This is a genomic window from Chryseobacterium sp. T20, from assembly GCF_047345655.1.
In the GTDB taxonomy this organism is placed as follows: Bacteria; Bacteroidota; Bacteroidia; order Flavobacteriales; family Weeksellaceae; genus Chryseobacterium.
This window is the reverse complement of record NZ_JBLFDU010000001.1, coordinates 757,429-770,005: the sequence shown is the minus strand read 5'-3', so window position 1 is coordinate 770,005 and position 12,577 is coordinate 757,429. Positions and strand designations below refer to the sequence as shown.

Sequence of the window (12,577 nt, the reverse complement as noted above, 5' to 3'; positions counted from 1 at the left end):
GTGCGAATTAATTCATAAATAGAGAGGGTGTAGAGTTTAAAGTTTAAGGTTTAGAGTTTAACCTGTAATGTTTTTAGTTGCGAGTTACGGGTTACGGGTAGTGTGTTGTGGGTTTATTTTGTGACCGGATAATTTGAGATAGATATCTTAACTCTATTAAAAACTCACCATTCACCTTTATAAAACTTCCTCCAATATTCCGTTGGATATCTCCTGATTCCTGCTAGCTATTACCTGCAACCTAAAACCTCCTATTTATTATCTACCCTTTCCAGTTCTTTTCAATCAGCTCCATCAGGAAATCCGGGCACTTGATCACTTTATTGGTTTTTGCATCCAGAAAGAATAGAGTAGTGGAAGCTTCTGTTATTTTAGTATGCTCTTCATTGTAAATTTCATACTCAAATTCAATTCTTACCCCTGGAATTTTTTTAACATAAGTGTGGATTTCTAATTTTTGATCATACAAAGCTGGGCGGATATATTTAATTTTATAGTCTGAAACTGGCAGCCAAATTCCTTGGTTTTCAATTTCATCGTAGGAAATTCCTATGCTTCTGAAGAGTTCAACTCTCGCTACTTCGAAGTACGTTGCATAGTTTCCATAGTATACATATTTCATCGGATCTGTTTCTGCGTAACGTACTCGTATTGAGTGTGTTGTGTGTATCATTTTACGTGTTAAATTATACATACAAATATATTTTTAAATAATCAATACCTGCAATATTTTTTTTTGAAAAGAAAATATTGGACCTTTGTCTTCCTTCTAAACACAGTACAAACAAAGAATAATCGGGGCTTAAAAAATGGATGACAATTTAATGATGATATGGCAGAAATGCCTTCAGTTTATGCGCGATAACCTGAACGCTGCTGAAGACAATTCTGACCTAAAAAAACTTGAAAAATCTTTCGATATGCTATTCGATAAGGTTCAGCCGCTTTCATTGGTGGCCAACAACCTTACGTTGATCGTGCCGAGCGATTTTTACAAGGAATATATAGAGGACAATTACCTGTCCTTACTTTCTGCTGCCCTGAAGAAAAATATTGGAAAAGGAGTGAAATTATGGTATTCTGTGATGGAAAACAGACCAAAAGGTGAAGAGAAACCAGTTACCATGAACATCAAGGGACAAAGTGTTCCTACTCCAAAAACACAGGAAACAATGCCACAAGGTTTTTCTGCTAATATTGTAAATCCGTTTGTAGTTCCTGGAATTAGAAAAGTAAATATAGATTCTAACCTGAAGCCTGACTATTCATTTGATAGTTATGTAGAAGGAGAAAGCAATAAATTTGCAGCCACTGTAGCCAGATCCATTGCAAAGAGACCTGGAGCAACAGCATTCAACCCTTTATTTTTATATGGAGGGTATGGAGTGGGTAAAACTCACTTAGGACAGGCTGTAGGTCTTGAAGTAAAAAATCAGTTTCCTGATAAAGTAGTTCTTTATCTTTCTTCTGAAAAGTTTATCCAGCAGTTTATCTCTGCGGCTAAAGCTCATAAGCAGACTGAGTTTGCGAATTTCTATCAAATGGTAGATGTACTGATTATTGATGATATTCAGTTCTTATCTGGAAAATCAGCTACACAGGACAGTTTCTTCCACATTTTTGATCACCTTCACCAGAACGGAAAACAGATTATTCTTACTTCAGATAAGGCACCTGCAGATATCATGGATATCCAGGACAGAATTGTTTCCCGTTTCAAATGGGGACTTTCTGCAGAAATCAAATCTCCGGATCTATCTACAAGAAGACAGATCATTGAAGATAAACTAAGCAGAGACGGAATTGTTCTTCCGGGAGATATGCTTGATTTCCTTGCTGCCGAAGCAAAAACGAATGTGAGAGAGCTTATCGGGGTTATCAACTCTGTGATTGCGTACTCTACAGTATACAAGAGAGATCTTAGTCTTGAGTTGTTGAAGGAAACCATCAACAGAATTGCAGCGAACCAGAAGAAGGTTATTAATATTCCTTACATTCAGGAAGTGGTTTGTGATTACTTTGGAATCAAAAAAGAACAGTTGCTTTCAAAAACAAGAAAAAGAGAAATTGCATTGCCAAGACAGCTTGCCATGTACTTCTCCAAAGAATTTACCAATTCTACATTTACTAAAATTGGTGAAGAAATGGGTGGGAAAGATCACTCTACAGTAATGTATGCTTGTGATACCATCAAAGACGTTTCTAAAATAGATAAAGAAATCAAGAAATACGTAAAAGACCTTACTGAAAGAATCAAACAATAATTAAGGTTGAGCTTACATAAATTAAAATGAAGGATAGTTTTATTCTTCATTTTTTATTTAGTTTTGTCGTGACAAAAGACTCTTTTTAAATACACAGGATATGAAAATATTAATGGTTTGTCTGGGAAATATATGCAGAAGCCCATTGGCGGAAGGAATTATGAAAGCAAAACTACCGGATCATTATACGGTAGATTCCGCTGGAACGATTTCAATGCATGAAGGCGAGCACCCTGATAAAAGAGCTGTTAAAACTGCGGCTAATCATCATATTGATATATCCAGGCAAAGATCAAGACCTATCACCAGAAAAGATTTTGAAATCTTTGATAAGATTTATTGTATGGATATTGATGTTTTCGCAGATGTGGTTTCTAAAACTCAAAATGAAGAAGAACGTCAGAAAGTATCATTATTCCTTGAAGTATTGGGAGATCATAAAAATGCTGAGGTTCCGGATCCTTACTGGGGCGATATGAAAGATTTTGAAAAGGTTTTCCAGCTTTTGGATAAAGGGTGTGAAGCTATCAGATACCAACTATCAAAATAATAATCATGAAAAAGCTGCTTTTACTGCTTTTATTAAGCTTTAATTTTTCCTTTGCTCAAACCAAGGATGAAACTGAAATCCGCAAGGTAATGGATGATTTCATGGGATGTATCAAATCCAGAGATGAGGCCAAATATCTCTCTTTATTCCAGGAACCGGTGCTCTGGACTGGAATTTATAAAGACAGAACACAGGCCAAACGTTTGGAAAAAAATCCTAAGGCAGATTATTACTTTGCAGATGATTATAAAGCTTTTATCAAGAGTTTTAAAGATGATAAATCTGAAGAAAAATTTGACAATATTAAGATTGTTGAAGATGGAGCAATAGCTTCTGCCAATTTCGATTACAGTTTTTGGTATGACGGTAAAATGGAAAACTGGGGAAAGGAGATCTGGACATTAATGAAGATCAATGGAACCTGGAAAATCACCTCCGTTACCTTTTCTATGGATTTGACAAAATACTTCCCACAACCTACATTAAACGAAAGAACTAAAAAATAATACAATGCTTTTTTTACTCCCTGCTTACTTATCAGAAAATACTTCTATCAATCACTTTTCACCTGTTTTGAAAGATTATATCATGCAGACGGATTATTTCTTCGTGGAAAATGAGAAAACAGCACGAAAGGTTGTGAAATTTTTTGCTCCCGAAAAAAAACAGGCTGATCTGAAGTTATTCTTATTGGATAAATACACAGAAAATGCAGATATTAAGGAGGCTCAGGAGCTAATGCTGAAAGGGCAGGACTTCGGATTACTGTCAGAAGCAGGATTGCCATGTATTGCAGATCCCGGAAATCTGATTGTGAAATGGTGTCATGAAAAAAATATCAGAGTAGTTCCTGTTTCAGGGCCTTCATCCATTATCCTTGCCTTGATTTCAAGTGGTTTTAATGGGCAGGAATTCACCTTCCATGGCTATCTTCCTATCGATAAAGGAGAAAAGAAGAAACAGATCATGAATCTTGAAAGCCTTGTTCAGAAGACGGGATATTCACAGATTTTCATGGAAACTCCTTACAGAAATAACCCGCTTTTTGAAGATTTATGCAAGTTTTTATCGCCTAATACAAAGCTTTGCATTGCTGCTAATATCAATGATCCGGAACATGAGTTCATCAAAACAAAAACCATAAAAGACTGGCAAAAGCAAAAGCCGGAACTTCATAAAATTCCTGCGGTATTTGTACTTGGGAAATAAATTGTATTCCTTTTGATTGAATAATATCTCAGGAATCTTTAAAATTTACAGGCTGGAAGAATGATCAATTCTTTCAGCTTTTTTATGTAAAAGCTTTTTTATTAACTCGTTAGAAAGCATATGGCTAATAGTGCTTTACATCTTTATTTTTCTATTCATGCTATTTAATATAGGTTCAAGTTGAATTTATTTCAACAATATGTGATTAATTTATTTAAATTTTCGTACTTTTATGTTTTATCATATTATGATTATATGTTAATAATAATATGTTATGAATTATTATTTTATGTTTTAATTTAAAATATTGGCTAATTAAGTTTGTTTAATTCAATTTTTATTAAAAATTATATAATTCTAATTGTTCGGTGAGTTTAAGCCAATACCTCTTGTATTTCTTTAGTGATCTGGAGTGAAATGGTTTGAAAAATTAGCTTTTAGAGAATTGATATTGTAAAATCAACACCCAAATATTAAAATATGATGACACGTAAATTTTTTTTTCCGGTATTGCTGATGTTGGCCATGCTGGTACCTTCTTTAATTCATGTATCCGCACATGGATATGTAATGAGCCCTGCTTCAAGAGGCTATCAGGGAAGTCTGGATAAGGCTACCCTCGGTTATTCTGCAGCATTTAGCATCTACGGATCTATCATTAATGAACCTGGATCTCTGGAAGCCCCAAAAGGTTTCCCTGCATCAGGCCCGGCAGATGGAAAGATTGCTTCTGCTAATGGAAGTATTGGCGGAGACATGACATTGGATATCCAAACTGCTGACCGATGGAAAAAAACCAATATCTCCACCGGAGTGAACGCCTTTATCTGGAAATATCTGGCTTACCATGCCACTGCGAAATGGCATTATTATATGACAAAACAGGGTTGGAATCCTAATCAACCGCTTTCCCGTCAGGATCTTGAACTTATAGGTACAGTTACGCATAATGGAACACCACCACAGGACAATGTTGCTCATCAGATTACAGTTCCTGCTAACCGTACGGGCTACCATATTATTTTAGCAGTTTGGGATGTAGCAGATACCACCAATGCATTCTATAATGTAATTGATGTGAACGTCACCTCCGGAACAGGAGTTTCTGCACCTGCCACTCCTACAGGATTAACACAGGTAGGAGTAACAAGCTCTTCTGCCAAAATAAGCTGGAATGCACAAGCAGATGCAGTATCTTATAACGTTTTCCGAAACGGACAAAATATTCAGCAGGTAAGTACACCTACTTTTCAGGATACAGGCTTAGCTGCTAATACAATTTATACCTATGAAATACAGGCGAAAGGCTCTTCAGGGCTCACGTCAGGAAAAAGTGTGCCACTCAATGTAAAAACAAATAGTGAAGGCACTCTTGAAAAGCCTACAGCACCATCTAACCTCCATTCAATGTCAGTTACTGAAAATTCAGTTTCACTCATGTGGATGGCTTCTACCCACTCACAAGGCATCAAAAATTACCAGATTTTTGAAAATGGAATCAAAGTGGGAGAGACTGTACAGACAAGCTTTTTAAGAACAGGATTAGCGCAAGACACAGAATATCTTTATACCGTAAAATCTGTTGCCATGAACGATCAGCTTTCTGATTTGAGTAATGAATTAAAAATCAGAACTAAGAAAGTGACACCAGGAAATGGTCAATCCTATTGTGGAGCAGAGCAATATAATGCTGCTAATGCATATCCTACTGCAGGAGTGAAAGTTTTCTACTCTTGTAAAATCTGGAAAAACAAATGGTATGCGAATCCGGGAGAACTACCGGGAACCAATATGGTATGGGAAGAGGTAAGTACTTGCACCGAAGGTCCTGGTTGCGAATCCAGCGGTCCGGTTACCTACTGTGGTGCTCAGGAATATAATCCGGCAAAAACGTATCCAACAGCAGGAACAAAGGTTTTCCATGCCTGCAAAATCTGGGAAAACAAATGGTATGCAAATCCGGGAGAAGCACCGGGAAGTAACGCTGTCTGGAAAGTGGTAAGCGATTGTAATGAAGGACAAAGTTGCAAAACATCGTCTCTTGCTAACAAAGAGAATGATCTTTCAATTATTGTATCGGAACATATGATCAATTTTGCACCAGAAACTTATTATGGTAAAATAAGCAGAGTAGATGTCATCACCCCTCAAGGGCTTCAGATCATGACTTTCATGAATCCGGGACATAATAATATGAATATCAGCCGTCTTCAGTCTGGAATCTATTTTGTAAAGATTCAGTATAAAGATGGAAGCAGTATTGCTAAAACCATCAGAAAGTAATTTTTCAAAAATATTTAACAGCTGTTAACAAGACTATTGCATTGTTATTGATTTTAAACTAGGACTGGAAACAGGATAAATTGTTGATAATGCAGTAAAAATCCGGGCATCTCAGATGCCCGGATTTTTTATCATTTAATTTTTATTTTTCTTCCCTGATCTCCATTTTCTCCAAAGGAAAATAATAACAGGAATAAGTAAGAAGAAAGGCCATAACGAAACCATTCCCAGCAGAAAACTTACAAAACTGTTCCAGCCTTCCGTCAGAGAATCCATAAAACGGCTTCCAAAACCGATTTTTGAAGTCGCTGAGCTTCGGACTTTCTCTTTGTATAAGTTTAAATTCAAAGTACTGTAATTCACACGGTCATCAATAAAACGAAGTCTGCCTTCAGATACATCAATCTCATCTTCCAGCTCACGGATATTTTCCTGGATTTCCAGCATATCTTTCGTAGTAGCAGCCTTTTTAAGCATATCACGGTATTTTTCAAGATATATCTTTTTGTTGGCAAGCTTTATCGCTACATCAGTATATTCTTCAGTTACATCATTGGATGAAATATTTTTAGACAGAACAGTTCCTACACCATCTGAAAAAGAATTGATCAGAGCATCAAAATTTTTATGAGGTACACGGATGATCAGAGAAAGATTGTCATCCATATCTGTATTTTGAAATTCTTCTTTCTGGATATAGGCATTGTTTTTTTTGATGATCTCATTCACCTGGTTCTGCGTTTTTTTAATATCACCCACCTGAATCTTCATCTCTCCATTTTTGATGATTTTTTTGGAGATGGTATCTGTTTTCTTTTGGGTATCAATTTCTTTGTTTGTTCCATTCTCATTGGAGACTGGCTTTTCGGAAACGGAAAGTGGCGGGGGTGGAGATATAGGTGCAGCTGAAGAATAAGCTACTTTGTCTTCGGTTAGAACTTCCATCAGATCAGCTTTCACTTCCTGTTTTTCACCACCTGATTTGCTGCAATTGATCAGAATAAGACCTGATAATAGGAAAATAATTTTTTTCATAGGTTAGTTAGTTTTTGATGGGTATAATCAAAAACTGTGCACAAAAATGATTATTGATAAGATTGGTTAAAAAATTAAAATGAAAGAAAAATTTAATATCAAATCAGTAAATAGAAGAAATAGCTGGAAAACCGGCTTGAAAAATTACGAGAACTGGTAAATTATTTCTATTTTTAATTCATGAAAAAAAGTCTTTTAGCATTTGTGTTTTCTCCATTTCTGATGTATGCCCAGGAAGCTCCGAAACTTACAGACGAGATGGCGATGAAACTATCCGACAAACCTCTTCATTGTATCAATCAGGAATATCCTAATAAAACGGCTCATATCATTAATAATGCCGGTGAAGTTCCTTTGACACCCAAAGATCTTCATCCTAGTTTTTATGGATGTTTCGACTGGCATAGCTCTGTTCACGGACATTGGATGCTGACAAGACTTTTGAAAACAAAGCCCAACCTCTCCAGTGCTAAAGAGATTGAAAAAATTCTGGATGAATCATTTCAAAAAGAAAAACTGCAGACAGAAGCAGATTATTTTACAAAATATCAACTCACAGGAACTTTCGAGAGAACCTATGGCTGGGCATGGATTTTAAAACTGGATGAAGAACTCACAACCTGGGATCATCCGAAAGCTAAAATATGGCATCAAAATCTAAAGCCGCTTACGGATCAGATCCTGAAATCCTGGAAAACCTATCTTCCCAAACAGACTTACCCCAACAGAACCGGAGTTCATCCCAATACTGCATTTGCTATGGCGTTTGCTATAGATTGGGCACGAGCCAATAAAGATAAAGAGTTTGAAAATCAGTTGATGGAAAAGGCAAAATACTTTTTCTTAAAAGATCAGAAAACACCTGCTTATCTGGAGCCGGACGGTTCGGATTTCTTTTCGCCGAGTCTGGAAATTGCCGATCTTATGCGCAGAGTTCTTCCTCAAAAAGAATTTGTACAATGGCTGAATGCTTTCTATGAAAAAAGAAGTCTGGAAAATGTTGAGAAAATCCCTGTAGTAAGTGATCTGAGCGATTATCAAACCGTTCACCTCGTAGGATTGTCTTTTTCTAAAGCATGGTGCATGAAAGGAATTTCCAACGCACTTCCAGCCAATCATCCATTGAAAAAAGATTTCAGAAAAACAGCTGATGTATTTCTAAATAATGGATTACCATTACTTTTCCAGGGAAATTATGGTGGAGATCACTGGCTGGCCAGTTTTGCTGTTTATGCTTTGGAAGATTAATATCTGATTCCTGTTTTTTTCAGAATAAAGCCTAAAAGCCATATGGGGCCTATCAGAAGAAACTGCAGATCTTTGAGGAAAGTAGGTTTTTTACCTTCAATTTTGTGACCAATAAACTGGAAAATCCATGTGATAATGAATACAGAAAGATAAACTATCCATGATTGCTTTCCGACACTGATATTGGTCAGATAGATGAAGTGTTCCATGATAATCATTATTATAATCATCACAACTGAGATCAAAAAAGACAGTCTTATATAGAACAATGTGATCAGAATAATCACCACAAGGCTTACAATACTGGCACATCCGAAATAGGAAGCACAGAAATGAGGGGAAGGAATCAGGGAGGCAAAACCCAGAATTGTCCAGAAAATTAAAGGCACACAAATCCAGTGGATGAACTTGTTGGTCGCGTTTCTGTGGCTTTTACTGTATTCGGCAAATAATAGATCAACCTTTCTCATGCTGAAGGGAAATTGGATTCTTGCTAAAATAATAAAATTTTGCAATCACTGGTAAGATTGCTTACATTTGTCTTATGTCTGCCCTTGAAAAATTTGGTGTTGATATTTTTACGGAAAGAAATATTTTCGAGAGAATCGCTGTCGGTAAACCTTTCCGTCCTGAAAATCCTGCTTTTATATTTATTAAATCAGGGACTATAAAACTTCGTCAGCATTTCAGTGATCTTGAAGTTTCTGCCAATATGTTTATGGTAACCGATCCACAAACCATTTATGAAGTGGTGGGAGTAACAGATGACTTTCAGTCGAGGATGGTTTCCTACAAAAGGGAATTTATTTCTGCCTTATCATTGAAGTTTAACCGTCTGATTACCTATCGATATTTCAGGCAGCAGATGAACAAAGGAGTTCCTTTTCCTGAAGACGAAATGGAAGTGGTCTGGAAAAGTGTCAATTTCCTGAAATATATCCTGGATTCTGAGACCGAAATGCTATATAAAAAAGAAATGGTGGAACATCTTTTCTCCGTTTTCTGTTACCAGATGGCAGGAATTATTTCCAAGGAAGATAACAGTTCTTTGAATCAAATGTCAAGACAGGAAGAAATTGTATTTGTATTTCTTACCGATCTTTCGGAGTATCACCTTACAGAAAGGACCGTGGAGTTTTATGCCGAACGGCAATCCATTACAACCAGACATCTTTCTTCTGTGGTCAAGACCATCACGGGGAAGTCTGCAAGCCAGATCATTGCTTTAATTGTTATCAATGAGGCAAAAGTACTCTTAAACTCTTCCAGTAAACCGGTTTCGGAGGTTTCTTCAATCCTTGGATTCAGCGATCAATACTCGTTTTCTCACTTTTTCAAGAAACATCTGGAGGTAAGCCCTTCGCAGTACAGACATCAGTTTGAAAGTTAAAATCTTACATTTGAACATCTTTTTCCAAAAATCAAACATTTGATTGATTTTGTTGTTGACCTAACTTTGCATCTGTAAAACAAGGTAAAATGACAAAGAAAATAAAAACAGCACTATCTGTATTGATAGCAGCTTTTCCTGCGCTGTTTTTTTCACAACAGATTAAACAGATGACTGCAGGTGAGGTGGCAGAACTGGCTGTTCAGAATCACCAGCAGCTTAAGGTTTCCGCACAGAACATTGGTATTGCAAAGCAGAATACGAATGTCGTTAAGCTTCAGAAACTTCCTACGATCACAGCTTCTACAAGCCAGTTCTATTTAGGAGATGCAGTAGCCATTGATAAAGATTTTTCGAATTATACAAACGTTCCGATGCCGCATTACGGAAGTTCATACGCGGTACAGGCCACACAACTGATCTTCAAAGGAGGATTGGTGAATAAATCTATTGAAATGGCTGGGCTTCGTGAACAGCTTTCCGAACTGGATTTAGAGAAAAATAAGCAGGATGTGAAATTTTTAGTGATTTCCAATTATCTGGATGTCTATAAAATCATCAATCAGGAAGAGGTATTTCAGAATAACAAAAAACTGGCTCTGGAACGTCTTAAAAATATCCAGAAGTTCTATCAGCAGGGAATGGTGACCCGAAACGAAGTGATTCGTGGAGAATTGGCCATCAAAAACCTGGATCAGGGAATTCTTACCCTTGCCAATAATAAGAAAATCCTTAATTATAATCTGAATATTGCATTAGGCCTATCCTCTGATACGGAGATTGTTCCTACAGAAAATCTGGAAAATAAAGAATCAGGAATAGGTATGGAGTATTATACAGATCTTGCTCATGAAAGCAATCCGCTACTGAAATCGGCTCAAAAAAATATTGCAGTTGCAGATAAAAATATAGAGATTATCAAAACCGATAATGCGCCTACGCTGGCAGGATTTGGCGGATATACACTGCAAAGACCGATTACAACAAGAAATCCTGTTTTGGATATGTATTCAGGAGGGTGGCAGACCGGAGTTTCTTTGAGCTATAATATCGATACTCTTTTTAAAACGAAGGAAAAAGTGAAATTAGGTGAGCTGCAAAAGAATCAGGCGAATGATGCTAAAACTCTGGTACAGCAAAATGTGGATATGGGAGTGAATGCAGCCTATACCAAATATCAGGAAGCGATTCAGCAGGCTGATATTCTGAATGATTCCAAAAGACTGGCTGAAGAAAACTACAAGATTACAGAAGCCAAATATCTGAACCAATTGGCTGTACAGGCAGAAATGATTGATGCGCAGAATCAGAAGCTACAGTCAGAGCTGGATTATGCGAATGCAGAAATCAATGTTCTGTATCAGTACTACAACCTTCTGAAATCTACAGGAACACTTTAATTTTTAAAACTGAAAATCAACAATGGAAAACAAGGGACAAACTACTCAAAATACGACACCAACTCCGGCAACATCTGCTGTAGAAAATAAAAAAAAGAAAAATAAAACGAATAAAATCAGAGCAATCATTTCCAACATCATCGTTTTTCTGGTGATTGGATTCGGGCTATTCTGGTTAATCCGTGAATATTTCCATATCGGAAGTAAAACCTATACAGAAGCGGCACAGGTAGAGGAATTTATTAATCCTATCAATACAAGAGTTTCTGCTTATATCAAAGAAATTAAGTTCATCGAACATCAGCGTGTAAAAAAAGGAGATACTTTAGTGATCCTTGATGAACGTGAAATTCTAACTCAGTTGGGGCAGGCAGAAGCAGCTTATCAGAATGCAATGGCTCAAAAAACAGCAACAAGTTCTTCCGTGAATACGGTTTCCAACAATATCAACGTCATGCAGTCTAATATTGCAGGAGCAAAAGCCAGATTATGGAATGCTGAGCAGAATTTAAATAGATATAAAAACCTTTTGACAGCTGAAGCCGTTACCAGACAGCAATATGATCAGGTAAAGACAGAATATGATGCACAAAAGGCCGCTTATGAAACGCTGGTGAATCAAAAGCAATCTGCCAACCTTTCTACTACAGAAGTGAAAAGCAGATTGGGAATTAATGATGCTGAAATTAAAAGAACAAAATCTGCTCTGGATATGGCAAGGATCAACCTTTCGTATACTGTGATTACAGCACCTTATGATGGAGTGATGGGGAGAAGAACAATTTCTGAAGGTCAGTTGATTCAACCGGGACAACAGGTAGCAACGATCGTTCTGAATGGTCAGAAATGGGTAACTGCCAATTTCCTGGAAAGTCAGATGCCAAACATTAAGGTAGGTGAGAAAATTTTCATGACAGCTGATGCTTTAGGTGGTAAAAAATTCGAAGGAGTAGTCACAGCAGTTTCAGCGGCTACCGGTTCAAGATATTCAAATGTACCTACCGATAACTCTACCGGAAACTTCATTAAAGTACAGCAGAGGATTCCTGTGAGAATAGAATTTACAGCTTCCAACAAAAAAGAAGATCTGGATAAACTGAGTGCCGGAATGAATATGAATGTGAATATTGGTCAGTAATTTAAAGATTTAATCATTGAAAGATTAAAAGATTGGAAAATACAGAAGTTAAGCTGAAAA

General features: G+C 36.7%; 12 protein-coding genes. 9 read left to right on the top strand and 3 right to left on the bottom strand.

Annotated features, from left to right (window positions below):
• Positions 1 to 262 precede the first annotated feature (262 nt).
• A complete protein-coding gene (locus ACMA47_RS03450) occupies positions 263 to 673 on the bottom strand; it encodes an acyl-CoA thioesterase (protein ID WP_034695933.1) in 411 nt (136 codons plus the stop codon).
• Between the two features lie 136 nt (positions 674 to 809).
• Between ACMA47_RS03450 and dnaA the strand changes: the two genes are divergently transcribed.
• The 5 genes from dnaA to ACMA47_RS03425 all read left to right on the top strand — a co-directional run bounded on the left by dnaA (position 810) and on the right by ACMA47_RS03425 (position 6,306).
• Positions 810 to 2,264, top strand: a complete 1,455-nt coding sequence (gene dnaA, locus ACMA47_RS03445; protein WP_002980474.1) for a chromosomal replication initiator protein DnaA — start codon at positions 810 to 812, stop codon at positions 2,262 to 2,264.
• 100 nt (positions 2,265 to 2,364) lie between these two features.
• Complete coding sequence (locus ACMA47_RS03440; RefSeq protein ID WP_413928690.1) at positions 2,365 to 2,814, top strand: low molecular weight protein-tyrosine-phosphatase; 450 nt, start codon at positions 2,365 to 2,367, stop codon at positions 2,812 to 2,814.
• 5 nt (positions 2,815 to 2,819) lie between these two features.
• Positions 2,820 to 3,320 carry a nuclear transport factor 2 family protein gene (locus ACMA47_RS03435; RefSeq protein WP_413928689.1) on the top strand — a complete coding sequence of 167 codons (501 nt, stop codon included), beginning with the start codon at positions 2,820 to 2,822 and terminating at the stop codon, positions 3,318 to 3,320.
• A 4-nt stretch (positions 3,321 to 3,324) separates the two neighbouring features.
• Positions 3,325 to 4,023, top strand: a complete 699-nt coding sequence (locus ACMA47_RS03430) for an SAM-dependent methyltransferase (protein WP_413928688.1) — start codon at positions 3,325 to 3,327, stop codon at positions 4,021 to 4,023.
• A 480-nt stretch (positions 4,024 to 4,503) separates the two neighbouring features.
• Positions 4,504 to 6,306: a lytic polysaccharide monooxygenase gene (locus ACMA47_RS03425; RefSeq protein WP_413928687.1), complete on the top strand. Its 1,803-nt coding sequence runs from the start codon at positions 4,504 to 4,506 to the stop codon at positions 6,304 to 6,306.
• Between the two features lie 135 nt (positions 6,307 to 6,441).
• Here the strand turns inward: ACMA47_RS03425 and ACMA47_RS03420 are convergent, their stop codons facing one another.
• Positions 6,442 to 7,341, bottom strand: coding sequence for a DUF4349 domain-containing protein (locus ACMA47_RS03420; RefSeq protein ID WP_413928686.1), 900 nt, complete (start codon positions 7,339 to 7,341; stop codon positions 6,442 to 6,444).
• A 180-nt stretch (positions 7,342 to 7,521) separates the two neighbouring features.
• On the opposite strand from ACMA47_RS03420, the gene ACMA47_RS03415 reads away from it, so the two are divergent.
• Entirely contained in the window at positions 7,522 to 8,589 is a 1,068-nt protein-coding gene (locus ACMA47_RS03415) for a DUF2891 domain-containing protein (RefSeq protein ID WP_413928685.1), read from the top strand.
• On the opposite strand, the gene ACMA47_RS03410 is transcribed toward ACMA47_RS03415, so the two are convergent.
• On the bottom strand, positions 8,586 to 9,059 hold the full coding sequence (locus ACMA47_RS03410; protein WP_413928684.1) for a DUF962 domain-containing protein: 474 nt from the start codon (positions 9,057 to 9,059) through the stop codon (positions 8,586 to 8,588). The two genes, ACMA47_RS03415 and ACMA47_RS03410, sit on opposite strands and share 4 nt — an antisense overlap.
• A gap of 74 nt (positions 9,060 to 9,133) precedes the next feature.
• Here ACMA47_RS03410 and ACMA47_RS03405 point away from each other — a divergent pair, with 74 nt between their 5' ends.
• From ACMA47_RS03405 to ACMA47_RS03395, 3 genes are all read left to right on the top strand, one after another.
• Positions 9,134 to 9,979 (top strand): helix-turn-helix domain-containing protein, encoded by an 846-nt coding sequence (locus ACMA47_RS03405; protein WP_413928683.1) that lies wholly within the window; start codon positions 9,134 to 9,136, stop codon positions 9,977 to 9,979.
• A gap of 89 nt (positions 9,980 to 10,068) precedes the next feature.
• A complete protein-coding gene (locus tag ACMA47_RS03400; protein WP_413928682.1) occupies positions 10,069 to 11,379 on the top strand; it encodes a TolC family protein in 1,311 nt (436 codons plus the stop codon).
• A 22-nt stretch (positions 11,380 to 11,401) separates the two neighbouring features.
• Positions 11,402 to 12,517, top strand: a complete 1,116-nt coding sequence (locus ACMA47_RS03395; RefSeq protein ID WP_413928681.1) for an HlyD family secretion protein — start codon at positions 11,402 to 11,404, stop codon at positions 12,515 to 12,517.
• Positions 12,518 to 12,577 lie beyond the last annotated feature (60 nt).